The 24,932-nt window shown below is 35.6% G+C and carries 23 protein-coding genes; 21 read left to right on the top strand and 2 right to left on the bottom strand.

What is annotated here, in order from left to right; all coding sequences use genetic code 11:
• Positions 1 to 214 precede the first annotated feature (214 nt).
• Together MKY76_RS21455 and MKY76_RS21450 are read left to right on the top strand one after the other, a co-directional pair.
• Complete coding sequence (locus tag MKY76_RS21455; RefSeq protein WP_342557134.1) at positions 215 to 901, top strand: ABC transporter ATP-binding protein; 687 nt, start codon at positions 215 to 217, stop codon at positions 899 to 901.
• A 1-nt stretch (position 902) separates the two neighbouring features.
• Complete coding sequence (locus tag MKY76_RS21450; RefSeq protein WP_257961902.1) at positions 903 to 2,222, top strand: FtsX-like permease family protein; 1,320 nt, start codon at positions 903 to 905, stop codon at positions 2,220 to 2,222.
• A gap of 62 nt (positions 2,223 to 2,284) precedes the next feature.
• Here the strand turns inward: MKY76_RS21450 and MKY76_RS21445 are convergent, their stop codons facing one another.
• Complete coding sequence (locus MKY76_RS21445; protein ID WP_305193600.1) at positions 2,285 to 3,445, bottom strand: SAM-dependent methyltransferase; 1,161 nt, start codon at positions 3,443 to 3,445, stop codon at positions 2,285 to 2,287.
• A gap of 198 nt (positions 3,446 to 3,643) precedes the next feature.
• On the opposite strand from MKY76_RS21445, the gene putP reads away from it, so the two are divergent.
• From putP to MKY76_RS21385, 12 genes are all read left to right on the top strand, one after another.
• Positions 3,644 to 5,131, top strand: a complete 1,488-nt coding sequence (gene putP / locus MKY76_RS21440) for a sodium/proline symporter PutP (RefSeq protein ID WP_066038005.1) — start codon at positions 3,644 to 3,646, stop codon at positions 5,129 to 5,131.
• A 133-nt stretch (positions 5,132 to 5,264) separates the two neighbouring features.
• Positions 5,265 to 6,551, top strand: coding sequence for a GTPase HflX (gene hflX / locus MKY76_RS21435; RefSeq protein WP_066038006.1), 1,287 nt, complete (start codon positions 5,265 to 5,267; stop codon positions 6,549 to 6,551).
• 400 nt (positions 6,552 to 6,951) lie between these two features.
• Complete coding sequence (locus MKY76_RS21430) at positions 6,952 to 8,439, top strand: peptide MFS transporter (RefSeq protein ID WP_048394189.1); 1,488 nt, start codon at positions 6,952 to 6,954, stop codon at positions 8,437 to 8,439.
• Between the two features lie 204 nt (positions 8,440 to 8,643).
• Positions 8,644 to 9,789: a M20 peptidase aminoacylase family protein gene (locus MKY76_RS21425; protein WP_315059765.1), complete on the top strand. Its 1,146-nt coding sequence runs from the start codon at positions 8,644 to 8,646 to the stop codon at positions 9,787 to 9,789.
• Complete coding sequence (locus tag MKY76_RS21420) at positions 9,789 to 10,613, top strand: GNAT family N-acetyltransferase (protein ID WP_048394192.1); 825 nt, start codon at positions 9,789 to 9,791, stop codon at positions 10,611 to 10,613. The genes MKY76_RS21425 and MKY76_RS21420 overlap by 1 nt, the downstream gene beginning before the upstream one ends.
• Before the next feature lie 21 nt (positions 10,614 to 10,634).
• Complete coding sequence (gene menC, locus MKY76_RS21415; RefSeq protein ID WP_112116771.1) at positions 10,635 to 11,741, top strand: o-succinylbenzoate synthase; 1,107 nt, start codon at positions 10,635 to 10,637, stop codon at positions 11,739 to 11,741.
• A gap of 51 nt (positions 11,742 to 11,792) precedes the next feature.
• Positions 11,793 to 12,845, top strand: coding sequence for a hypothetical protein (locus MKY76_RS21410; RefSeq protein WP_054549616.1), 1,053 nt, complete (start codon positions 11,793 to 11,795; stop codon positions 12,843 to 12,845).
• A 284-nt stretch (positions 12,846 to 13,129) separates the two neighbouring features.
• The gene (locus MKY76_RS21405; RefSeq protein ID WP_048394199.1) at positions 13,130 to 14,080 is read left to right on the top strand and encodes an ABC transporter permease; all 951 of its coding nucleotides are present in this window, start codon (positions 13,130 to 13,132) and stop codon (positions 14,078 to 14,080) included.
• On the top strand, positions 14,073 to 15,026 hold the full coding sequence (locus MKY76_RS21400; RefSeq protein WP_004231949.1) for an iron chelate uptake ABC transporter family permease subunit: 954 nt from the start codon (positions 14,073 to 14,075) through the stop codon (positions 15,024 to 15,026). The genes MKY76_RS21405 and MKY76_RS21400 overlap by 8 nt, the downstream gene beginning before the upstream one ends.
• On the top strand, positions 15,023 to 15,784 hold the full coding sequence (locus tag MKY76_RS21395; RefSeq protein WP_048394201.1) for an ABC transporter ATP-binding protein: 762 nt from the start codon (positions 15,023 to 15,025) through the stop codon (positions 15,782 to 15,784). The genes MKY76_RS21400 and MKY76_RS21395 overlap by 4 nt, the downstream gene beginning before the upstream one ends.
• A 62-nt stretch (positions 15,785 to 15,846) precedes the next feature.
• The gene (locus MKY76_RS21390) at positions 15,847 to 16,872 is read left to right on the top strand and encodes a siderophore ABC transporter substrate-binding protein (RefSeq protein ID WP_054549615.1); all 1,026 of its coding nucleotides are present in this window, start codon (positions 15,847 to 15,849) and stop codon (positions 16,870 to 16,872) included.
• 1 nt (position 16,873) lies between these two features.
• On the top strand, positions 16,874 to 17,188 hold the full coding sequence (locus MKY76_RS21385; protein ID WP_054549614.1) for an antibiotic biosynthesis monooxygenase: 315 nt from the start codon (positions 16,874 to 16,876) through the stop codon (positions 17,186 to 17,188).
• 611 nt (positions 17,189 to 17,799) lie between these two features.
• On the opposite strand, the gene MKY76_RS21380 is transcribed toward MKY76_RS21385, so the two are convergent.
• Positions 17,800 to 18,345, bottom strand: a complete 546-nt coding sequence (locus MKY76_RS21380) for a hypothetical protein (RefSeq protein WP_103118905.1) — start codon at positions 18,343 to 18,345, stop codon at positions 17,800 to 17,802.
• Positions 18,346 to 18,685: 340 nt separating this feature from the next.
• Between MKY76_RS21380 and MKY76_RS21375 the strand changes: the two genes are divergently transcribed.
• The 7 genes from MKY76_RS21375 (at position 18,686) to MKY76_RS21345 (ending at position 24,835) form a co-directional block, all read left to right on the top strand.
• Positions 18,686 to 19,588, top strand: coding sequence for a polyprenyl synthetase family protein (locus MKY76_RS21375; protein ID WP_048394209.1), 903 nt, complete (start codon positions 18,686 to 18,688; stop codon positions 19,586 to 19,588).
• 12 nt (positions 19,589 to 19,600) lie between these two features.
• Positions 19,601 to 19,759: a competence pheromone ComX gene (comX, locus tag MKY76_RS21370; RefSeq protein WP_054549612.1), complete on the top strand. Its 159-nt coding sequence runs from the start codon at positions 19,601 to 19,603 to the stop codon at positions 19,757 to 19,759.
• A 5-nt stretch (positions 19,760 to 19,764) separates the two neighbouring features.
• Entirely contained in the window at positions 19,765 to 22,053 is a 2,289-nt protein-coding gene (locus MKY76_RS21365; RefSeq protein WP_231595687.1) for an ATP-binding protein, read from the top strand.
• A complete protein-coding gene (locus MKY76_RS21360) occupies positions 22,037 to 22,648 on the top strand; it encodes a response regulator transcription factor (RefSeq protein ID WP_225341057.1) in 612 nt (203 codons plus the stop codon). Before MKY76_RS21365 ends, MKY76_RS21360 begins: the two co-directional genes overlap by 17 nt.
• Before the next feature lie 422 nt (positions 22,649 to 23,070).
• Positions 23,071 to 23,970 carry a hypothetical protein gene (locus MKY76_RS21355; protein WP_054549610.1) on the top strand — a complete coding sequence of 300 codons (900 nt, stop codon included), beginning with the start codon at positions 23,071 to 23,073 and terminating at the stop codon, positions 23,968 to 23,970.
• 39 nt (positions 23,971 to 24,009) lie between these two features.
• Positions 24,010 to 24,141 (top strand): hypothetical protein, encoded by a 132-nt coding sequence (locus MKY76_RS21350; RefSeq protein ID WP_255349868.1) that lies wholly within the window; start codon positions 24,010 to 24,012, stop codon positions 24,139 to 24,141.
• An 85-nt stretch (positions 24,142 to 24,226) separates the two neighbouring features.
• Positions 24,227 to 24,835 carry a phosphatase PAP2 family protein gene (locus MKY76_RS21345; protein WP_048394216.1) on the top strand — a complete coding sequence of 203 codons (609 nt, stop codon included), beginning with the start codon at positions 24,227 to 24,229 and terminating at the stop codon, positions 24,833 to 24,835.
• The last annotated feature ends 97 nt before the right edge of the window (positions 24,836 to 24,932 follow it).

Genomic DNA, 24,932 nt, shown 5'->3' with positions numbered 1-24,932 from the left:
TCTGTAATGGTGACTTATTAGTACAGATTAAGACACGAAAGATAATAGAAGGTAATAAAAATAGCGCATTCGAATTGTAAAGGTATTGTAAATTCATTTGATAACCAGAAGATACCTTCTTATTCTTAAGAATATCTTCATTTTTATCCTCCCTCTTTATTAAGAATTGTTTACTACAATGGAAAATGAATAGGAAAGGAGCGTTTATTAACTAATGATTCAGGTTGAAAACTTACAACATACATTTTTAATTGGAAAACGAGGGAAGGAAAAGCAAGTGCCGGTATTGAAAGGTGTGAACTTCGAGGTCCATAAAGGAGAAATTGTGGCCATTGTAGGTAAAAGTGGCTCAGGAAAATCGACCTTATTACAAGTTCTAGCTGGTTTTATGAAGGCTGAACAGGGCTCTATTAAAGTAAATGGAAAGGAAACAGCCCATTTAACTGAAACAGAAAGTGCTGCCTTCCGTTTACGTCAATTCGGTTTTATTTTTCAAAACTTTCAATTGATGCCTGGTTTAACTGCTTTTGAAAATATCGAATTACCTTTAAAGCTACAGGGTTTGCGTAAGGCTATGCGCAAAGAAAAAGTGAAGAAATTAATGGACAAGGTTGGTTTGACAGAAGTGGCAGACCATTATCCCAATGAATTGTCAGGTGGACAGCAACAGCGTGTCAGCATTGCACGAGCCCTTATTACGAATCCTCCTATATTACTTGCTGATGAGCCAACAGGGAGTCTCGATTCAGAAACCGAGCAGGATATCTTATTGCTTATTCAAAGTTTAAATCGTGAATTAGGGCTAACTTTTATCATTATCACGCACGATGAAGAAGTAGCTACTATCGCACATAGACGCTTCCGCATGTACGATGGAGAACTTGTAAAGGAGGAAGCTTAACATGTTATTTAAGGATCAATTAGATTTTGTAACACAGCATATCAAGAAAAATAAGCTGCGTGTGTTTATGACGATACTAGCTGCAACGATGGGCTGTGCCTTTTTAATCGTGCTAGCATCCGTTGGTTTTGGTTTACAGGAATCTTTACGTAATGAAATTCTTTCAAACGAAACAGTTACAAAAATTCAAGTATATGGCGATAAGCAATTAACTGAAGAACAAGTACAAGAAATTAAAAAAATGGAACATGTAGAAACGGTGCTTGAAACAATTAGTGTCAATGCTACCGCACAATCATTTTTTGAAGATCGTGATACTACTTCTAATTTAATATTGTCAGATATGCAGGACTTTGAACAGGTAAATGGAAAGCTTGCAAAAGGGCGTTATCCAACGAAATCTAATGAAATTGTTGTAGGCTATCATTTTGCTCAAACATTATTGAATGAAAGAGAACGTGATGTCATTTCGGAAAAAAGTAAAAAGGCTGAAGCAGAGGGTACGTATTATGATGGTAGTGAAGAGGGCTATAAAGAATCATTGATTGGAAAGAACATAGACCTGTCCTTAGTTCCTCACACGGGTACAAATGATGAAACGCAAAAAATGAGCTATACAATTGTTGGCGTAATGGAGAAACCTTCTTATGATTGGATGGTTGATAACGCTATTCATATGGACAAAGAGCAAAAGGCAGTATGGGTTGAAAATTTATCTACAGATAGTAACATGGCAGAGGATGAGCTGTTTTACTCTGAATTTAATATTTATGCGGATACATTAGAAAACGTAAAGCCAATTTTAGAGAAGTTAAAAGATAAGGGCTATAGCGTATATTCAGTAACAGAGCAACTAGATCAAATGAATGTATTTTTCCTTGTCTTAAAAATTGGCTTAATCTTTGTTGGTACAATTGCTGTGTTGATTGCTTCCATTGGTATTTTTAATACAATGACAATGGCTGTCACAGAGCGAACACGTGAAATTGGTGTATTAAAGGCAATTGGGGCAAGTCCGAAGCTTATACAACGGTTATTTTTAATGGAAAGCACATTTATCGGTATTTTTGGTACGCTAATTGCGGTTGTCATCTCGTATGCTATTAGCTTTGCGGCTAATGCAGCATTACCATTAATTCTTAAGGCGGCAACAGGGGAGGAAGCTTTTGCAACAAATGATATAACATTTTCTCTTATTCCATGGCAACTAGTCATTATTGCAGCAGCCATTAGTGTTGGTGTAGCGATGATTTCAGGTTATCGCCCAGCACGTAAAGCAACAAAAATCGACGTTATTCAAGCTTTACGACAAGAGTTATAATAAAAAAGGCGGTCCAATCAACATTGGATCGCCTTTTATTTGGATTGAAGTACATCTATATGTTATAAATACTCTTTTAACTCATTCGCTAAAAATGGTGTTGCATTCAATAATTTTAAGAAGGCATCATAGCTGGCACGTTGCTCTTCATTTGGTTTTTTACCTGTTTGATAGGCTCGAATTAATATGTTTTTAGGTGTATTCTCCATATCGATAAACTCTAAAAGCTGTGCCTCATAGCCAACAAGCGATAAAATTTCAGCTCGAATAGCATCTGTAGCAAGTGCCGCAAATCGCTCTCGAATAAGTCCATGTTGCAACATAATATCGAGAGCAGGTGTATTTAGTTGACGATTTAACTCATGCTGACAGCAAGGCACACTTAGAATGACACTTGCTCCCCATTTCACAGCACGAGCCAAGGCCATATCTGTCGCTACATCACATGCATGGAGTGTCACCACCATATCCACAGCACTTTCATCATTATAATCATTGATATCTCCTACAAGAAATTCTAGCTGATCATAGCCTAGATCCTGTGCTATTCTTGAGCACTCTTCAATAACCTCTTTTTTTAAATCTAAACCAGTAACACGAATGTCTAAGCCTTTTTCAATTTTTAAATAATGATACAAAGCAAAGGTTAAGTAGGATTTTCCTGAACCAAAATCTAAAATCCTCACCTGTCGATCCTGAGGTAAATAGGTTAAGGCATCATCTATAAATTCAATGAAGCGGTTAATCTGTTTAAATTTATCATACTTTTGTTTCTTAACCTTTCCTTCTTCTGTTTGTACCCCCAGTCGAATTAAAAATGGATAGGGTTGATCATCAGATAGTAAATAATTTTTTTTACGATTATGGCTTAGATGGACTTGTTTAGGTGAAGCTGTTTTATCTGATTTCCAAAGGACTTTGTTCTTTTTTGATAATTGTACTTGTACTGTTTCATCTACGAAATCAATATGAGCTTGACGATACTCCTCAAAAAACGCGTCAAGCTTGGAAGGTAAATGAGCCAATAGAATATTTTCATGTTTTAAAATCCGTTCATATTGGTATTCAATTTGTATATGGTACTGATTTTTTAACATTAATGGTTTTAATTTTATTCGTTTTATTTCATTTGATTTCATACGTGGTTGACTGATTGTAGCTGTCACAAGCTTTTGTTGCAAAATTTGCTCAGTGAGCAGAGCTTTCATTTCTTCAAATGTCATACATTTTCGCCTACTTTATTGTGTTATAGATGGCACTAGTTTAACACATTTTATAAAAGACAATGGCATCTTTGGTATTCGGAATAAATTTAATAAAAATTCCGAGTATTTATAGGTGGAATTGTATATTCGTGGTATCTTAAATACAGTAATTCTTTTTGAATTGGTGATACTAAGGATTAATAAGGAGGAGAAAATATGTCGGATAACATGTATCAATTATTAGCGATTGTTATTTATATGATCGCCATGCTAGCAATTGGCTGGTATGCATTTGTTAAAACATCTAATTTAACAGATTATATGCTTGGCGGTCGTTCCTTAGGTCCAGCGGTTACTGCGCTAAGTGCGGGTGCTGCGGATATGTCTGGCTGGCTCCTAATGGGCTTACCAGGTGCGATATTTTTATCAGGTCTTGTGGAAGCTTGGATTGCAATTGGATTAACAATAGGAGCTTACCTAAACTGGCTACTTGTGGCACCACGTTTACGGGTATATACACAGGTTACAAATGATTCCATTACTATTCCAAGTTATTTGGATAATCGATTACGTGATCATACGAAGCTTATTAGAATTGCTTCAGGTATCATCATCCTCATATTCTTTACATTTTATGTATCGTCAGGAATGGTAGCAGGGGGCAAGTTTTTCGATAGTTCATTTGGTTATGAATACCATACAGGCTTATTAATTGTGTCAGCTGTAGTTGTAGCATACACTCTTTTTGGCGGATTTTTAGCGGTAAGTTATACAGACTTCTTACAAGGTCTTATTATGTTTTTAGCACTTATTATGGTACCGCTATTTGGTTTATTTGTAACAGGTGGTATAGGTGAAACCATTTCATCTATTAAATCTGTTGATCCAGATCTTCTAAATTTATTACCAGCCACTGCGACAGCAGCAGGGATCATTTCTTCAGTTGCTTGGGGATTAGGCTATTTTGGACAGCCTCATATTATCGTCCGCTTTATGGCGATTAGTTCCGTTAAAGAAACGAAGCAAGCACGACGCATTGGTATTGGCTGGATGATGTTAAGCTTATTTGGAGCTATTGGAACTGCTTTGGTGGGTGTAGCCTATTATCAGCAAAATGCTGGTGAGCTAAAAGACGCTGAAACAGTATTTATTGTACTTGGTCAGATTTTATTCCATCCATTTATAGCAGGTATTATGCTGGCGGCTATTTTAGCAGCTGTTATGAGTACAATTTCTTCTCAATTAATCGTAACTTCTTCAGCACTTGTAGAGGATATTTATAAAGCATTATTTAATAAAACAGCAGACGATAAGCATTACGTTTTTGTTGGGCGTATGGCTGTATTAGTTGTTGCAATTATTGCAGCAATCCTAGCGTGGAATCCAGATAGTTCTATCTTAAGCTTAGTAGGCTTTGCTTGGGCAGGATTCGGTGCAGCCTTCGGACCTGTTATTTTACTTTCTTTATATTGGAGAAAGTTAACAAACTACGGAGCACTTAGCGGAATGGTAACAGGGGCTGCAACTGCGTTTATTTGGGGTAAAGTAGATGCTTTATCAAGTGCGTTGTACGAAATTGTTCCTGGCTTCATTGTTTGTTTAATTGTTGCGGTTGTTGTCAGTATACTGACATATAAACCAAATAAAGAAATTGAAGAAGAGTTCACACGCTCAGAAGCCCTGCTAAAAGAAGAAAGAAAATAGTTGAGATGCGCCTTTCCATGAGGCGCATTTTTTAGGAAAGTTAACGATGATCTTCAAATACGAAAAAGGGTATATTATGGTAAGATGAAGAAAATTTGTCGTAGCGACACCAAGCTTTGGTGGGAGGTTTCTAATGGATAGAATTAAGGAAGTTGATGTATTAATTGAAAAGGCCATACTAGTTGGCGTGAATTTACGAAATGATGAGCACTTTGACTATTCTATGGAAGAGTTACAAAATTTAGCTGAGGCCTTGCATGTAGAAGTGGTTGGGACTGTCACGCAAAATTTGGAACGTGTGACACCTTCCCATTATGTGGGTACAGGTAAAATAGAAGAAATCAAAAATTTTTATGAAGAAGCACAAGCAAACCTCGTGATTTTTAATGATGAACTGTCTCCTTCGCAAATCCGTAATTTGGAGCGTGATTTAGCAACGAAGGTCATTGATCGAACAATGCTTATTTTAGATATTTTTGGAAGGCGCGCAAAAACACGTGAAGCCCAAATGCAGGTGGAATTAGCACAGCTTCAATATATGCTACCTCGTTTAGTGGGTTTGCATGCCTCTTTAAGCCGTCAGGGTGGAGGTACTGGGGGAGGCTTTAAAAACCGTGGTGCTGGTGAGACAAAGCTGGAATTGGATCGACGAAAAATTGAAGATCAAATTGCTAAAATTAAAAAGGATCTAGAGCACGTTAAGGAGCAGAGAGAAACGCAGCGTAAACAGCGTCGTAAAAATGCTCTTCCGGTTGTATCGATTGTAGGCTATACAAATGCTGGGAAATCAACGATTATGAATCAACTGCTTACACAAATAGGACAAGAAGAGCACAAGCAAGTCTTTGAGAAGGATATGCTTTTTGCTACCCTTGAAACTTCTGTTCGTCAGATTGAACTACCTGATAAAAAGACCTTTTTACTGACAGACACTGTAGGCTTTGTTAGTAAATTACCTCACCATTTAGTGAAGGCATTTCGCTCCACTTTGGAAGAGGCGCGAGATGCGGATCTTTTACTGCATGTGGTGGATGTTTCGAATACAGAGCACGGATTTATGATGGATGTGACGAACGAAACACTTAAAGCAGTTGGTGTTGAGGACATTCCTACAATCTATGTATACAATAAAGCAGATATAGCAGATGTTCCATATCCTGTGGTAAGTGGAGATAATATTTGGATTTCAGCAAAGCAGGGGGTTGGTTTAGAAGAATTAGTACAGCTAATTCGTCAACACATCTTCTCGCATTACGTAACGTGTGAAATGTTAATACCTTATGATCATGGGAACGTTGTTTCTTATTTAAATGAGAATGCCTCTGTTTTTAATACAGCCTATGAAGAGGGTGGGACATTATTGTCTCTTGAAGTAAAAGCAGCAGATTACGCAAAGTATCAGCACTATGTTATTAATTAAAAAATGTACTTCCCAAAGCATGCCAAAAGATTTTTGGCATGCTTTTTATGATTAGAGGGAATAGTAGAATCTAGAACAAAGGTAAAACATGTAGTCAAGAAATTGTATTAATTTTCAAGTAAAGTAAGGAATCTGAATTTTAAATATTTTAGAATAATTCATTGTAAATTTAAACATCTTTTAGGTATAAAGTGTGAGAAAACTTAGATATATCAAAGGATTTAATAATTTATCTAATAATCAATCAGAATTTATAGAAAAATGACAAATTTTCAACATTTTTTAAAACTCTTGCTAAAGTGTATAAAACGCTTTAGTATGATGAAACAAAGTTTTTTTATCCTTATATTAGGGTAGTTGTGTTTTTGTAGAATAATTTTTTATTGGGAGAGGGTATTGTATGTCTAGTAAAGATGAAGTTGTAAAATCTGTCCCTCAAAATGGTTTTGTTGGACACCCTAAAGGGCTCTTTACTTTGTTTTTCACAGAATTTTGGGAACGTTTCTCGTACTATGGTATGCGAGCAATTCTCATCTTCTTTATGTATTACGAATTACATGACGGGGGCTTAGGTCTAGACCGCGGAACAGCAAACTCTATTATGGCCATCTACGGCTCACTTGTTTATATGTCTGGAATTATAGGTGGATGGATTGCCGACCGAGTTTTAGGAACACGAAAAACCATTTTTTATGGTGGCGTGTTAATTATGATTGGTCATTTACTGCTAGCATTGCCTGGTGGTGTGAGCATGTTATTTGCTTCCATGGCATTTATCGTTATGGGTACTGGTTTATTAAAACCGAACGTTTCAAGTATTGTTGGGGACATTTATGCTGAAACAGATAGCCGTCGTGATGCAGGTTTTTCTATTTTCTATATGGGTATTAATATGGGAGCATTTATTGCACCTTTTATTGTCGGAACAATTGGACAAAAATATAGCTTCCACCTTGGCTTTGGTTTAGCGGGTCTAGGTATGTTTATTGGTTTAATTGTTTATAAATTAACAGAGAAAAAATATTTAGGCTTAGCGGGCTTACAAGTAAACAACCCATTAAAGCCTGAAGAACGTAAAAAAGTCTTTACGCAATTCGGAGTTGCAGCTTTACTTATTATCATCTTGGGTGCTATCGGTATTAAAACTGGTACTTTAACAATGAATGTATTTAGTTTAATCATCACAGCTCTAGGTGTATTAATTCCAACTGCATTCTTTATTTATATGTATCGCAGTAAAAAAACAACAAAGGATGAAAAGTCTCGTCTACTTGCTTATATTCCTTTATTTTTATCAGCTGTAATGTTCTGGGCTATTCAAGAACAAGGAGCAACTATTTTAGCGACTTATGCAGATGAGCGTACACAGCTAAGTTTTGGTGGTATTCAGCTTCAATCTTCTTGGTTCCAGTCATTGAACCCATTATTTGTTATTACAATGGCACCATTATTTGCGATGCTATGGCTTAAATGGGGAGACAAGCAGCCAACAACACCACGTAAGTTCTCATATGCATTGTTCTTTGCGGGTCTATCATTCTTAGTGATGATGATTCCAGCACACCTGTCTGGTGGAGATACATTAGTGAGTCCTTTATGGTTAGTATTGTCATTCTTCTTAGTGGTTGTTGGTGAGTTATTATTATCACCAGTTGGTCTATCTGCCACAACGAAATTGGCACCACAGGCATTCGCAGCGCAAACGATGTCTTTATGGTTTTTAACAAGTGCAGCAGCACAAGCAATTAATGCGCAATTAGTTAAGGTCTATGAAGTTGTAAGCGAATTCACATACTTTGGTTTCTTAGGTACCTTATCTATTGTAGTCGGGATTATTATATTGGTGCTTTCACCAATTATTTCAAAAGCGATGAAGGGTATTAATTAAATGAAAGATGCAAGTACAGTTATTAAAAAAACTGTACTTGCATCTTTTTTTGTATCTAAATAAAAGTCTATCTAAGAGGCTGAGAGCGAAATATATTATCGTAAGTAGTTATTTTGTTGAATGTGGGTATAAGTTTCTATGTAGAAAATTATCATTTTCGTTATAATAATTTTAATAATATGAAAATTTAAGGGGTTGGAATCTATGAAGGAAGAGTTAGATTATTTGAGGCCAAGATTAATGGAGATTTTTACGTATTTACATGCAAATCCAGAAATCAGCTGGCATGAAGTAGAAACCACCAATTATATAGTGGAGCTATTAACGCAGGAAGGCTTTTCCCCTAAACGATTTAAAAATTCCACAGGATTATATGTTGATGTAGGCAAAGGTAACCCCAAAGTAGGACTAAGAACAGACATAGATGCCTTATGGCAAGAAGTAGATGGTCATTTCCGTGCGAATCATTCATGTGGACATGACGGTCATATGACGATGGCCATTGGTACACTATTACTTTTAAAAGAACTACAGCAATCTATTAATGGTACAATCCGCGTTATTTTCCAACCTGCTGAAGAAAAAGGAACTGGAGCGTTATCTGTATTAGAAGAAGGTGTTATTGATGACTTAGATTATTTATTTGGTGTCCATGTAAGACCTGTTCATGAGCTAGAGGACGGCACTTATTGTGCAGCCTTATATCATGGTGCCTCTCGTTTACTTGAAGGCGAAATTATCGGAGAGGATGCTCATGCTGCAAGACCGCACCTAGGTATTAATGCCATTGAAGTAGGTGCAACAATCATCGAAGATTTGCGAACCATTCATACAGATCCTATGGTTCCTGTATCTGTAAAGATGACGAAATTCCATGCTGGGGGAGATTCGGGCAATATTATCCCAGGTAATGCCTCATTTACGATTGATATTCGTGCACAGCAAAACAAGGTGATGGACGATTTAGCACAAGGCGTAAAGCGTGTGATCGATTCCTCTAAATTGTTGCATAAAGTACAAATTGAATTACGTACGGTGGCCAATATCGTAGCTGCTGAAGTTGATACAAGTGCTCAATATTTAATGGAGCAGGCAATTATACAGGCTGCTGGATTATCAAATTTAAGAAAGCCTGTTCATACACCTGGAGGAGAGGATTTTCACCATTATGCTGTACAACGGCCGCATTTAAAAACAACCATGCTGGGCTTGGGTTGTGGATTAACACCAGGCTTGCATCATCCGAAAATGAAATTTAAACAAGCAAGACTTGTCACGGGAGTGGAGATACTTACAAGAGCAGTTTTATCAGCTTTGGAGTCAGGGCATAAAAAGGAGGCGTCAGCGTAATGTTAGAGCAAGTGCGAATTCACAAAGTAACGACACCGAAAGAAATTGCAGAGATCCAAAAATTAAATGCTGAAATATGGGGCAGTCAAGCAATCCCCTCCCATCAATTACTAGCTGCTGTACAAAATGGGGGAATCGTATTAGGAGCGTATTTAGATGAAAAGCTAATTGGCTTTAACTATTGCTTCGTTGGCTATCGGAATAGAGAAATGTACTTACATTCGCACATGATTGGTGTAGAAAAAGCATATCGTGAACAAGGTGTGGGTGAATTATTGAAGCATGCCCAACAAGAATATGCAAAAGAGCATGGTTTTCAACTTGTCCGCTGGTTAATTGACCCATTAGAGGCGCGTTTAGCGAATCTAGCATTTCTAAAACTGAACGCCACTAGTTATCAATATGAAAATGATTATTATGGTCCACTTCGAGATGACTTTAATGAAGGATTACCTTCAGATAGACTTGTCGTTGAATGGTGGATCGAGCGTGATCAAATGGCAGATAGCCTTGATGAGTTAGAAGAAGTAGCACAGGAAATTGTACCTTGGACATTAACAGTAGACGGATTACCAGTTCTAGATGTAGAAAATACATTTCAGTTAAATCAATCCTTTTATAAAGATGCCTATCTTTTACCGATCCCTCAATCTCTACAGAAAATGAAAGTGGAAAGTCCAAAACTTGCAGAGGACTGGCGTTATAAAATTCGTACAATCTTAACAACATTATTTAACCAAGATTATGCCATCGTACGCATGAAGAAACATCCAGAATATGTTCATAGCTATCTGTTAGTCAGACGCTCCTTATTAGCTTTATAATAATGATAAGGAGTGAACAATGTGAGATTAGAAAAGATTACATTAAGGCATTTAAAAATGCCTATGAAAGCACCATTTACTACGAGTTTTGGCACAGTTGATGAAAAGGAAATGTTACTGATAGAAGCAAAAGATGAATCAGGGACGACGGGGTGGGGAGAAACTGTTGCTTTTGTAGCACCATGGTATACGGAAGAAACATTAAAGACAACATGGCATATGCTACAAGATTTTTTGATACCCATCTTGTTACATAAAAAGATTGGGCATCCAGATGAGGTAACCTCATTATTTGCACCTATTCGGCGAAACTGCATGGCGAAAGCTTCAATTGAGGGTGCTGTATGGGATATCTATGCTCAGCAAACAAAGCAATCACTTGCACAGGCGTTAGGTGGTCAAAAACAACGTATTGAAGTAGGAGTCAGTGTGGGTATCCAACCCTCTATCTCTCAGTTAATAGCATTAATAAAAGGTCATATTGAAAAAGGCTACAAAAGGGTGAAGATTAAGATAAAGCCTGGAGAGGATGTAGAGATAGTACAGGCAATTCGTGCGGAATTTCCAAATTTACCCTTGATGGTTGATGCAAACTCTGCTTATACATTAGAGGATATAGAAATACTACAGCAGCTTGATGATTTTAATTTATTAATGATCGAACAACCATTAGCTACTGATGATATTGTCGATCATGCAGCATTGCAGAAAAAGTTAAAAACGCCTATTTGCTTAGATGAAAGCATCACATCATATGAGGATGCCAGACGAGCAATTGAACTTGGAAGCTGTGGTGTCATAAACATCAAGATTGGACGAGTAGGTGGTTTAACGGAAGCAATACGAATACATGACCTATGTAAAGCAAACCATATTCCAGTTTGGTGTGGTGGTATGTTAGAGGCTGGAATTGGACGAGCACATAATGTTGCCTTAACGTCTCTTAGCCAATTTATTTTACCTGGCGATACAGCAGGTTCTAGTCATTATTGGTACGAGGATATCATTGATCCTGAAGTAAAAGTCAAAGATGGCTATATTGAGGTACCCCAGTCGGTAGGTATTGGTTTTAAGCCTAATATGGCTGTGATTGATAAATTAACAATTAGCAAAGAAATCTATCAATAAGGCAGTACTTAGTCGATCATTTAGTATATAGGAAAACGAGGAGAGAACTGATTGAAAAAAAGCTTGCAAATCGGTGGTGCCTATGTGGGGATTATCGTTGGAGCAGGATTTGCATCAGGGCAGGAAATTGTCCTTTATTTTACAAGCTATGGCTTTAAAGGAATATATGGAGCATTGTTAGCTATGGTTGGTTTCTCAATTGTTGGAATGTGTGTTGCTCAAGTGAGCTCTAAGCTTCGCACATCGTCCCATAAGGATTTGATTTATCAAATTTCAGGGAATACTATGGGCTTTGTCTTGGATTTAGTGCTATCACTCTTTTTATTTGGTGTAGCTGTCATCATGTTTGCTGGCGCTGGTGCAACATTTCAGCAAATGTTTGGACTGCCTATTTGGCTAGGGAGTATTTGTATGATCTTGCTGACAGTAGCCACTGTCATGATGGATGTGAAAAGCATTATTAATATCATTGCACTAGCAACCCCCTATCTACTAACCGTTGTCTCCATCATCGCTATCTATGCTATTGCAACGATGGATTTTACCTTTGCAGAGCAAGCTGTTATTGCTCAACAGGCTCAAATAAGTGAGAAAAGTTGGTGGGTAACGGCTTTATTGTACATGTCGTTCAATGTAGGGGTAAGCTTCTCTTTACTGACTGTTATGTGTGGATCCATACGCAATCATAAGGTAGCTGGCATGGGTGGTATAATTGGTGGGATTTTGTTAGGTGCTTTAATCTTACTTGTGAATTTCTCCCTTTTAGCCAAGATGAATATCATTGTTGGGTTAGACATTCCGATGCTAGCGTTAGCGAATGAAATTCATCCGATTGTTGGAGTATTAATGACTATTTCTCTTTTGGGAATGATTTATAATACGGCAGTAGGGATGCTATATTCCTTTATGGTAAGGTTTTTTGAGCCTAGTAGAGCAAGCTTTAGGATTGCAGTTATATTTATAGGCGGTCTCGGTTTTCTAGCAAGTCTTGTAGGGTTTACAACGCTAGTAGCTAAACTATATGCAGTGATGGGCTATGTTGGGTTAGTATTAATCATATTCATTATTTCTGCATGGTTAAGAGGCACTAAAAAAATTATCTAATATAGAAATGGTAATTGAGGGATAGATTTTATTCTCAATTACCTTTTTATTTGGATAAAAATATTGTAGAAATAGTGAATTATTTCTGTTGATTAATTTACGGTAATGCTGATATTTCGTTAATTTGGCATATTTTTTAGTTAATCATTAATAAAACGAGAATAATTCTCATTTGCTGGTTGACTGAGAATAAAATCATGCTTATAATGGAAATCGTGAGTAATGATAATCATTTTCACTAATAAGTGAGTTACACACAAAAATGAAATCTACCGGGGATTACTATGAAAATAAGATATCTTTTAACAGCAACTGTTTTGCTGTCTATTGTGTCGCTCTTTATCGGAGTAGTAGATATTAAGCCTAGCGACCTATTAGACTTCCAATCAGAAGAAGCTAGACTATTTTTAATTAGTCGTGTACCTAGACTTGTTGCAATCTTGCTAGCGGGTGCAGGTATGAGTATTGCTGGTTTAATTATGCAAAGCTTAAGTAGGAATAAATTCGTTTCACCAACAACAGCTGGTACATTAGATGCCACACGGTTGGGTGTATTGATTTCCATGATGTTCTTTACGAACGTTACGTATTTCCAAAAAATTTCCTTCGCTTTCATATTTGCTTTAGCCGGCACATTACTATTTATGCAAATATTAAACCGAATTAAGTTTAAAGATGCGATTTTTATACCGCTTATTGGCTTAATGTTTGGGAATATTTTGTCCTCTGTTACAACATTCTTTGCATATAAGGCGAATATTATCCAAAACATTTCTGCATGGTTACAAGGAGATTTCTCATTAATCATGAAAGGCCGTTACGAACTGTTATACGTAAGTGTACCAATACTCATTTTAGCTTACATTTACGCAAATCGTTTTACAGTAGCTGGGATGGGAGAGGATTTTGCTAAAAATCTTGGTCTATCCTATAAATTTGTAGTCAATTTAGGCTTGGTGTTGGTAGCTCTTATCTCCACGACAGTGGTGTTAACAGTCGGTATCATTCCATTTCTTGGTTTGATTATTCCGAACATTATTTCTCTGTTTAAAGGTGATAATCTGGCAAAAACCTTGCCGCACACAGCATTACTTGGTATGTCATTCTTGTTATTCTGTGATATTTTAGGACGAGTACTGATTTTCCCTTATGAAATACCAATAAGTATGACTGTTGGTGTAATTGGAAGTGCCATCTTCCTATTCATGTTGTTTAGGGGGAGAGCATATGCGTAATCGTACAAAAATGTTCATTTTACTAGGTCTCGCTGTTATAGCAGTTGTCCTATATTTATTTTGGGAACTCAATGGTAATTATCACTATGCTTTTCCACGCCGTGTCATAAAGGTTGTGGCAATGGCATTAACGGGTATAGCGATTGCCTATTCAACAGTAGTTTTCCAAACAATTACACATAATCGAATTTTAACGCCAAGTGTCATGGGTTTAGATGCTTTGTATATGTTAATTCAAACATGCATCTACTTCTTCTTTGGCTCTACATCCATATTAGTTATTAATATCTACTATAATTTTACGCTTGCAATTGGAGCGATGATTCTATTCGCTTTAATTTTTTACCGAGTATTGTTTAAAGAAGGAAAGCGACCGATTTATTTTTTACTGCTTGTTGGGATGATTGTTGGTACGTTCTTAGGAAGTATTACAACGTTCTTCCAAGTATTAATAGATCCGAATGAGTTTTTAGGCTTACAAAGTAAAATGTTTGCAAGTTTCAATAATGTTAATTCAGATTTAGTTTGGCTAGCAGGCGTTATCATTTTAATAACATTTATCTACGGTGCTCGTCATATGAATCAATTAGACGTCATGTCTCTAGGACGAGACACAGCTATAAATTTAGGTGTACCTTACGATAAGCTGGTACAACGTATGTTAATTTTAGCTTCAATTTTGATTGCTGTTTCAACAGCGCTTGTTGGTCCGATCACGTTCTTTGGTTTAATCGTTGCAAATTTATCATATCAGTATTTCAGAACATACAAGCATTCCATCTTAATTACTGGCTCCTGTGTAATGAGTGTTGTAGCTTTAGTCGGTGGACAGTGGATGGTTGAACGTTTATTTAGTTTCACTACTACACTTAGTGTCATTATTAATTTTGTGGGTGGGGTTTACTTCATCTACTTATTATTAAGAGAAAGTAGGTCAGCAGGATGATACAAGTCAAAGAAATTACAAAGTTTTTTGGTAAAAAACCTGTCGTTCAAGATGTAAGTGTTGATATTGTTTCAGGAAAAATCACATCGTTTATTGGACCGAATGGTGCAGGGAAGTCCACGCTACTTTCTATGGTGAGTCGTTTACTGAATGCAGATACTGGCGAAGTACTACTCGATAAGGCAGATGTACGTAGCTGGAAATCAGATGATTTCGCTAAACGTGTATCGATTTTAAAGCAATCAAACTTTATGAATGTTCGTCTAACGATTCGTGAGCTTGTATCTTTTGGCCGTTTCCCTTACTCAAAAGGACACTTAAAACCTGAAGACGAAGAAAAAGTGGATGAAGCTATTCGCTATATGAATTTAGAAGATATGCAACATAATTATTTAGATGAGCTTTCAGGTGGTCAACGTCAGCGTGCATTTATCGCAATGGTTATTGCCCAAGATACTGAATATATCTTACTGGACGAACCATTAAATAATTTAGATATGAAGCATTCTGTCCAGATTATGAAGATTTTACGTAAATTGGTTGATGAGTTAGGCAAAACAGTGGTTATCGTTTTACACGATATTAATTTTGCTTCTGTTTACTCTGACCATATTGTTGCATTAAAAGATGGCCGTGTTGTTAAAAATGGTCCTACAAATGACATTATTAACTCACATGCATTGAAGGAAATTTATGATATGGATATTCCTGTTCAAGAGCAGGACGGCTGTCGAATTTGTGTTTATTTTAATTCGTAAAAATAGTTTCAGATGATGAACATCTAACTATCAAATCATTTAATTAAAGGAGAAATTTCACAATGAAAAAATGGAAATTACTTACGGTATTAATGGCAATGATGCTATTAGTATTAGCTGCTTGCGGTTCGAAAGATGAAGCAAAAGAAGATGATAAAGGTACTTCAACTGACAAACCAGCTGAGGAACAAAATGAAGAATCATCAGTATATCCACTAACAATTCCAGGTAGCACAGTTGAAGGTCGTGACGGTAGTACAACATTTGAAGAAGTAACACTTGATAAAATGCCAGAAAAAGTTGTCGTTTTTGATAATGGTTTCTTAGATACATTAGATGCTTTAGGCGTTAATCCTACAGCAGTGGTACAAGACTCATTACCAGCATATTTAAGCAAGTTTAAAGATAGTACTTATGTAAACGCAGGTACATTATTCGAGCCTGATTATGAAAAATTATCTGAAATTAACCCAGATATTATTTTCATCTCTGGTCGTGCTTCAGCAGCTTATGCTGAATTATCTAAAATTGCTCCTACAGTATACATTGGTGTAGATAATACTAACTTCTTAGAGTCATTCAAAGCTAATACAGAATTAGCTGGTAAAATTTTTGGTAAAGAAAAAGAAGCGGCAGATGCAATTGCTGCATATGAAGCAAAAGTAGAAGAAGTAAAAGCTAAGGCTACTGCAACAGAAGAAAAAGCGTTAATCGTTTTAGGTAGTGAAGGTTCATTATCAGTATTCGGTCCTGGTTCACGTTTCGGTGTGATTCATGATGTATATGGTGTAAAAGCTGTAGCTGAAGCTAGTGGCTTCAAAATCGAATCACATGGTGATAATGCAAGCTTTGAATTTGTGCGTGAGAAAAACCCAGATATCTTATTCGTTATTGACCGTGACGCTGTTGTAAATGAAAACGGTGAATCAGGTACTAAAGCTGCAATTGAAAACGAAATTGTAAGTGCAACAAACGCTGTGAAAAACGGTAAAGTATTCTACTTAGATCCAGAAATTTGGTACCTTTCAGGTGGCGGTTTACAATCAGAAACACAAAAAGCTGAAGATGTATTAAAGGCGTTCAACTAATATGTTTGTACAAATTAAACGTATTGTTGTGACGGAAGGGAATTCGGATAAGGTGGTGGAACGTTTTGGTGCTAAGCCAAACGGTCCCTCATTACTTGAACAACAACCTGGCTTCATTGATAAGCAGGTACTTGTAAAGAAAGTTCGCCGCGGTGATGAAGAAGTGCTAGTAATGGTTCGTTGGGAATCAGAAGAAGCATGGAAAAATTGGGAGAAGAGTCCTGAGCATATTGCAGGCCATAAGGCAAGTGCAGGTAAACCGAAGCCTGATCATATCATTGAAAGCGGACAAGAAGTTTATTATGTAAAAGGTTAATCATCTAAAGGTGTCTCAAGGGATTGAGACACCTTTTCTTGTTGTTGAAAAAAGAATGTCACTAGCAGAAAAAGCCCTTTTAGCAAGGTGAGGGGTTGATTTCCGTTCCGCCAGCGTCCTTTCCAGGGGGCATCCGATGAGCCGCTTCCCTCATTAGCGCTCGCTCCAGGGTCTCCTCAGTGACGCTAAATCCCCTAGGAGTGACGCTGGCTCCACTCCAATCAACCATCAAATAGCCCATTATCTGTATTCTTAGAGGGGATAAGCTCTTATTTTCAATGTGGAGAAGTGATGCGTGACAACACCTCTTCATAAAGAGTAATGAACACCTTCACTTTATTTGAAAACCTTTGCTAAAAAGCGGTTTATAGTGGTGGGCTACTGGACTACCATAGAATAGCAAGACAGGCAAAACTTTATACGGAGCAGTAGCGGAGGAAGCGATTCGGTGCTCTCCTACAGGAAAGCAAGTAGCCTGCAACGGAAATGCATTTTCATCTTTTATAAAAATGCTATTGATCGCTTTGTTTATCAACACTATGTAAAGAAGTCGTTTTATTACTCAAAAAGCAGGTCACAATCAGTGTGACCTGCTTAGCTAGGTGTATAGGTTAATGTGTAATAGATGGTTTTCTCCATTTACTAAATGTCGAATCCATATTAAAGGAAATGGTGTTCTCATTAATGGACAAGCCTGAGATGCTGGTATTACAAAGCTCATCCAAACTATCAGAATGATTGTTATTATTAGATGCATTAGCCGCTATTACTAGCCCTCTTGCATTAATAATTGTATCATGTGGCGTTACATACACTATAGGGGAATCTATATTTAATCCAAAAGTGAAAGGATTGACTAATGACATAGTAGAAATACTTTCGTTTGATATTCTAATAATGCCATATTGCTCAATATAATAATCTCTTTTTTGTTGAAATGTATCCTCAAATCCAGGAATATCACTAATATATTTTGAATAGGGTGAAATATTTTTATATGCAGCCAGTGTATCTTGATAGGCTTTTACTTCAGATTGAATAATAATTTGTTCAATTCGTCGTTGATCATTGCTAGGCTGTTTAATTGTAATTTCTTCAGCTGAGACAGAGATATTACATGAAAAAGTAGCCGTAAGTATGAAAACAGTTTCATTCAATTTTAAGTCACTCCCAGTACAAAAAGATTTCATGTTCATCAATCTATCCTGACTTTATAAATATATTTTATTGCTAATCTAAGCGTAACATCTGTTAGAGCGCCATTTCAATGGTAAGTTTACGCCACTTTAATGGCGGTACTTGGTTCTCTACCGCCAATTTTTTAGTAATAATTAGCAAAAATCTGGCGTGATTTGCATGAATAACGCCATTTTTTGGCGGTCTCTCTCTTTATAAAGGAATTAATGGTATTTAATGTATTATAAAACGCTGTGACTAGTATTAATTCCCACTAATCTATATAATATCTAGTAATACACTAGATAGGAGAGAGGACTATTGAAGGATTTAGATGTACACATCAATGAATCATTAGACATCCTTATAGAAAATGAACTATTACTTGGACCAGAGCTAAAATTAATGCTAAAAAGCTTTAAAGAAGAAAAAACAACAGTAGGTTTTTCCTTTGGTAAAATGTGTTTTTGGCATTATGAAGCATTTTCAAGTAGTATAAATCCAGATATCTACAAGGTAGCTGCTGCAATTGAACTTTTAATACTGTCTTTTGATATTATTGATGATCTGCAGGATAAAGATTCAGACTATAGTTGGAACAAAACACCTGAATTATCATTAAATGTTGCTTTAGCTATGCTGGTCATGGCATCTAAAACAATAGATGAAACCTCTTTTGAACATAAAAGAGCGGCTATAAAGCTAGTTGATGAATACGCATTAAAAAGTATAAATGGACAGCAATTAGACTTATTAAATAGTTGTCGCGATGAAGATTCCTATGTAAAAATGATTACCTTGAAATCCGGCTCATTAACAGCGATGGGTTGCTTGGTTGGCGAAGTACTTGCAAAAGGGGAAATATCTCAAGAAGTAGAGGAATATGGGAAATACATAGGGATCATCCAACAAATTAAAAATGATATTCAAAGCTTAAAGGAGTGGGGTCCTAAAAATGATCTGCTAAATAAAAGGTATTCTCTTCCTATTATTTATCTATTATCACAGAAAAATGATGTTTCAAAATCTGTTTCTAGCTATTATAATAATGATATAGTTACAGATTTGGATAATAATGCAACAGAAGACGCGTTGACAAATGGTGGGGCGATACGTTATGCCATTACCATAAAAAACGTCTATAAATTTAAAGCATTGAATTACCTGGAAAATGTAGCTATAAATCAGGTAGGTAGAGAATACCTACAAAAACTATTGAAATGAGGAGAGATAAGAATGATTAATGTAATCCAATATTTAGAGCAAAATCCAAGCCTAGTTGCACTATTAAAAGATCAAAAAGCCTCATTAGTTGGAGTTTCATCTGTAGAGCAAACAGCAATTTTAGAAGCGTTTAACGGTGAAATGAATACAGAAAGTGATATTTGGAACTAAGAAAGTTGCGAAGTAAGTTGTTTTGGCCCGCTATAATTCTCTATTTAATTATTGGTTTTTATTTAAATTATGTGAATTATAGCGAGCCTTATATACAGATTGGGGTAGAAGAAGAGAATGACAAATGGGTCATTTCTCAACTTTATTATAAAGACTGGGCAGAGGGTCAAAATATTTCTGTTGGTGATGCAATTTTAACTGTAGATCATGAACCCATTAATGAATTAAATCAACTGAGATATAAATCTAAAATTTTATCTGCTAATGAAATAACAATACTGAAGCCCGATGGAGATCTAATCAATATACATATTAAGCATTTGGATATCCCTCAACAATTTATCTATGTATTAATCATTCCAGCTTGTTATTATTTATTAACATTATTTATAGCGTTTTATTTACATTTCAAACAAAGGAATACAAAATTAGCTGACTTACTAATTCTTTTTATGTTAACGGTTTCTTTGGCCTATGTAAGTAGTGGTGTCTCTGGTAGAATGGATACGATTGGCATTATCGTAAATCGAAGTAGTATGCTGTTATGTTTAGTTATACTGTTACATTTTTTGAGAAATTATTATTCATTTGTGAAAACAAATTGGGTGTTTACAAATAATATCAAGCTCTTTTATATACTTCCTTTCATAGCTTTTGTATTAGGATGTATGGGTACTATTTATCCTGCTTCAAATGATATTCTTTCCAATGTTATATTGGCTATTTTCTTTATTCTCCTAGTGATCATCCTTAGTATTTTATTAATAAGCTATTTTAAGTACAGCTCACCTCAGTTGAAGATTTTATTAAATAGTATATTAATTCCGTTTCTACCATTTCTTTTTTTATATGCACTCCCTAAAATTTTTTTTCATACGTATATACTTTCATCTGAGATAAGCTCATTATTTTTATTGCTTATACCCTTTAGCTTTATTTTTACGCAATTAGCAGAGAGATTATTTGATATTGAGTACCATATTACAAGATTACGTTATTATGTTATATTCTCTTTAATCTTTACTGTATGGTTTACAGTGGGACTATATTTTATTGCAGGGCGTTATTTAACCATGACGGTTATGTCAGGGGTATCTTTCTTTACATTTTCTTCATTAGTCATACTTTTTTACGTAAAAGAGAAGGTCGATTATCGCAAGCGGAAAATATTATTTTCCACAAAGGGTGACTATATTCATCAGCTATATACAGCCGTAGATAAAATTGGGAAAACAATTAAAATTGACGAACTTTTAGAAAAGTTTGCTTATGAGGTTTCCATGCATCTGGAGTTAGAGGATGTTTTTGTCTTAACATATAACTATGACAAAAATGAATTCATACCAATAGCTGGTGAAAGTATTACGATAGATCCTGACATAATGGAAGATATCAGATTAGGTGAAATACGCAAAATTGACAAAGTTTATATAGCATTCCTCCATCAGGATGCACATTTTAAAAGAGCTTTAGTGCTAGGGCATAATAATACAATTCATTTAAAAGATGAGGAGCTTTTATGGCTTGAACTGCTCTTATTATATGTAAATAATTTTATTGAAAATACCAAAATGGTGGAAGAACTGCTAGAGGAACTAAAGCATATGAAGCAAGCTGATGATGGTCAGTTACCATGGCTGAATAAGCTATTATGGCTAAGATTTGAAGAAGAAAAATACCAGTTAGCTCAAGAGTTACATGACACCAATTTACAGGAGCAACTTCATATAGCCCGCGAGGTGGATGTCCTAGTAAATGCAAAAAATACAACGGATATTCAAGAAAAGCTTGCGAAAATTCATAAACAAATGGTTGCATCCTTACATGAATTACGTACTTATTGTGAAAACCTAAAACCACCGTTATTAGATACATTAGGTTTAAATGCAGCTTTGGAAAAATTGATTCGGAAAGTTCAAGAAAGAGCTAACTTCGTGCTTATTTACACCATTGACCGCCTTTATTTAGAGGATGAGCGTATGAATTTAATGATTTATCGTTTATTCCAAGAGTTACTTAATAATGCGTTGAAGCATTCTTATGCAGCATCAGTTGAAATTCATTTAAAAGAAATGAACGATGGTTTCGAAATCATTTATAAAGATGATGGTGTAGGCTGTAATGTAGAGGACATTATAGTAGCCGAATCAATGGGCATTCAAGGTATGCAGGAGCGTGTAAAAGCGTTTAACGGACAATTTACTATTGACTCGAATATCAATGAAGGGATGTTTATTAGAATCATGGTGAAAGAAGGGAGTGAAACACTTGATTACGATGCTCATAGTGGATGATCACCCTATAGTGTTAGAGGGAACTAAAAATTTATTTCAAGAGAATGAAGATATTATCATCGATACGGAAAGTGATGCAACTTGTGTCATTCAAAGGATAAAGAATAAACCGTACGATATCTATCTAATAGATATCAATATGCCATTAGAAAATGGAATTAACCTAGCCCGTAATATCAAGGCTATTCAGTCAAATGCTTCAGTTATTCTTTACACAGGTGATGATATTACGGATTATTATCCACTCATTTTAGAAAGAAAAATAGAAGGTATTTTAGCTAAAACAGCTTCGAAAGAGCAAATATTAAGAACAGTAAGGGCAATTGCAAACGGTGAAATTGTTTTACCTAAAAATTTCTTAGATTTTCTGGATGATAAATTTAAACTGCAAGGTGCTAAAGATATTCACTTAAATGAAAAGGAAAAGAAAATTCTAAGACTCATTGCAGAGGGCCATACAAATAAAGCTATCGCTATTGAATTAAATATTCCTCAACGTACAACGGAAAGATATTTAACTCAACTCTTTTCTTTGTTAAATGTAGATTCACGAACAGAAGCTGTAAATCTTGCAGAGAGAATGAATTTACTCTAAACTATTTCTATGTTATACTGTTGGTATATTTTTCAATTAATAGGGGGCATTATGGGAATTAAATATCCTATATATTTCCTTAGTAAAATAAAACCATATCCCTATACTAAATTACCTATAAAATATGATAGACACCGCCAAAAAAGTGGCGGTGTTTTTTTATAACCGCCAAATCACGCCAAAAATCTGTCTGAATCACGCCAGAAAATTGGCGTAAACCCGAAGTTGAAATAACGGTATAACTACTGGTACGCTTAAATTAACAGTGGTTAAGTAGATTTGCTTTAGTGAGTAATATATAAATCATTTTATTAAATAAGCAGCCTGACTATCTATGAATAAAGTAGCGTTAGTAGATTGTAGAATGTTACTAGCTAGTCAATATACTTCACCATAAAACTTTATAAAGGTAGGCGTGTATTGTGAAAGTAGAACTTGAAAATTTGTTTTCCATAGATGAAACTAGTCAAGATCAAGTTATTAACGTTTATAATCGTCATGGTATTGCTATTGGTGCGCCTGAATTGAGAAAAAGAAACTTAAAAACTAAATTTAATCCTATTTTTACATTAAATGAAGATGTAACATACGAGCAGGTAACAGCTTTATATGAGTCATTAGAGCGTGAATTTGGAATCGTTTCAATCGGAGAACGTTTTTATTTTGAATTTTCAGATTTAGAGTATGAACGAGCACCATTATTTACTTTAAATTCAACAGGTAATTCACCAGAAATGTTCTTAGAAGATAAGGGGACACTATTTTCTTTGAGTACACATTGTAAGTGTTGTGGGCTCATGGATAAAGAGCAGTTATCACCAATAGTTATCGATACTACGCAGATGAAAGATCGTCATTTAGTGCATGTAAATGGTTATTGGGTAGCTTCTGAGGAACTAGTATCATTAATGAAAAGAGAAAAACTAGAAGGCTATGAGCTTTTAGAGGTGATCCATCAAGGTCCGGAAGAAGGCAAACAGCCAGCTTTTCAAATTATTCCTATACAAATGCTCCCTGAGTGTAGTAAGGACAGGGTTAAATTATACTTTGCAACTGAGCAACCTCCGTGCAGTTGTGGTTTAAATGGTGTCATTAATGGTCCTGATATTTATCATCATGAAGATTTGGAAAACTTAAAAGGGGATGTTTTCTACTCAGCCGAGTGTAGTCATGATGGAAGATATCTATATAGAAAGACTTTGTTTAGTAAAAGATTTAGAGAAACTATTATAAAATATGGTATTTCACGTGAGGTTAGAGGAGAAAAGGATGCAAACTTTGGTCCAAAAGATTGGCTTTTTGATCCAGTGCTAATTAAGTAGTCAAATGTGGACTAGTAAAAGAATAAGGGAGTGTTTAGGATGTTTAGAAGAATACTACCTATAGTAGCCATTTTATTCATTGTTGCATTGGCCGTTTCCAATTACTTTAACAAACCAGAAGAAGAATCAGTCACTATTTATCAAGAGGTCAATGGTGTATACCTTTCTTAAAATGAAGGCCTATATTTCATTCAGAAAAGATTTATTTGTGTTATGATGTGAAGGACATAGCATGAATGTTTTTTGAGGTGAAAAAATGAAAAAATGGGCATATCCATTAGCAGTTTTAACGTTAATTGTCTTTATTGTATTAAGAGCCACTTATCAAAGCCAGCTGATGAATACATTTGATGCAAAGATGGCAGAGCTTTTTTTTGGTAATCGATTTATTGAGATTTTTCATTATATAGGTGAGCCTAAATTTGTTGTTGCTGTTGCAGTAGTTTTAATGGTGTATTTAGCTTGGAAGGAAAAAAATTATCGAGGTATGCTATTTGTTGTCCTAACTTTTGCGGCAGGCAATGTTCTGAACCAATTACTAAAAAAATGGGAGCAGCGTCCACGACCTGAAATTGAGGATCAACTGACATCCTTTAGTTTTCCATCTGGACATTCGATGACTGGTATACTTTATTTATTTACACTTGCTTATATTTTAGCGGAGAATAGTAGTAAAGGACGTAAAATCCTTCTGTGGCTTGGGGCAACAATTTTAATGGTGCTTATTGGTTTATCACGTATTGCAGGAGCTCGACATTTTGCTACAGATGTACTTGCTGGTTGGAGCATCGGCTATACTTGGTTTATCATCTGTGTCATTTGGTACGAACGTCGTAAACGTTTATTTCAATCTAATCATAAATAAAAAGACAGGCAGTATCTATTTCTATGATAGATACTGCTTTTTTACATTTTACCGAGACATTGTAAAGAATGATATTTGCCTCATAAAAAAGAATTGC

The sequence above is a fragment of the Lysinibacillus sp. FSL P4-0201 genome (genome assembly GCF_038593425.1).
GTDB classification, from domain to species: Bacteria; Bacillota; Bacilli; order Bacillales_A; family Planococcaceae; genus Lysinibacillus; species Lysinibacillus capsici.
This window is presented reverse-complemented; position numbering and strand designations above follow the sequence as displayed.

Excerpts from the sequence above, each read along its gene's own strand:
- MKY76_RS21455 (WP_342557134.1), top strand. The coding sequence starts at position 215 with ATGATTCAGGTTGAAAACTTACAACATACATTTTTAATTGGAAAACGA.
- MKY76_RS21450 (WP_257961902.1), top strand. The coding sequence starts at position 903 with ATGTTATTTAAGGATCAATTAGATTTTGTAACACAGCATATCAAGAAA.
- MKY76_RS21445 (WP_305193600.1), bottom strand. The coding sequence starts at position 3,445 with ATGACATTTGAAGAAATGAAAGCTCTGCTCACTGAGCAAATTTTGCAA.
- putP (WP_066038005.1), top strand. The coding sequence starts at position 3,644 with ATGTCGGATAACATGTATCAATTATTAGCGATTGTTATTTATATGATC.
- hflX (WP_066038006.1), top strand. The coding sequence starts at position 5,265 with ATGGATAGAATTAAGGAAGTTGATGTATTAATTGAAAAGGCCATACTA.
- MKY76_RS21430 (WP_048394189.1), top strand. The coding sequence starts at position 6,952 with ATGTCTAGTAAAGATGAAGTTGTAAAATCTGTCCCTCAAAATGGTTTT.
- MKY76_RS21425 (WP_315059765.1), top strand. The coding sequence starts at position 8,644 with ATGAAGGAAGAGTTAGATTATTTGAGGCCAAGATTAATGGAGATTTTT.
- MKY76_RS21420 (WP_048394192.1), top strand. The coding sequence starts at position 9,789 with ATGTTAGAGCAAGTGCGAATTCACAAAGTAACGACACCGAAAGAAATT.
- MKY76_RS21405 (WP_048394199.1), top strand. The coding sequence starts at position 13,130 with ATGAAAATAAGATATCTTTTAACAGCAACTGTTTTGCTGTCTATTGTG.
- MKY76_RS21400 (WP_004231949.1), top strand. The coding sequence starts at position 14,073 with ATGCGTAATCGTACAAAAATGTTCATTTTACTAGGTCTCGCTGTTATA.
- MKY76_RS21395 (WP_048394201.1), top strand. The coding sequence starts at position 15,023 with ATGATACAAGTCAAAGAAATTACAAAGTTTTTTGGTAAAAAACCTGTC.
- MKY76_RS21390 (WP_054549615.1), top strand. The coding sequence starts at position 15,847 with ATGAAAAAATGGAAATTACTTACGGTATTAATGGCAATGATGCTATTA.
- MKY76_RS21385 (WP_054549614.1), top strand. The coding sequence starts at position 16,874 with ATGTTTGTACAAATTAAACGTATTGTTGTGACGGAAGGGAATTCGGAT.
- comX (WP_054549612.1), top strand. The coding sequence starts at position 19,601 with ATGATTAATGTAATCCAATATTTAGAGCAAAATCCAAGCCTAGTTGCA.
- MKY76_RS21360 (WP_225341057.1), top strand. The coding sequence starts at position 22,037 with ATGCTCATAGTGGATGATCACCCTATAGTGTTAGAGGGAACTAAAAAT.
- MKY76_RS21350 (WP_255349868.1), top strand. The coding sequence starts at position 24,010 with ATGTTTAGAAGAATACTACCTATAGTAGCCATTTTATTCATTGTTGCA.
- MKY76_RS21345 (WP_048394216.1), top strand. The coding sequence starts at position 24,227 with ATGAAAAAATGGGCATATCCATTAGCAGTTTTAACGTTAATTGTCTTT.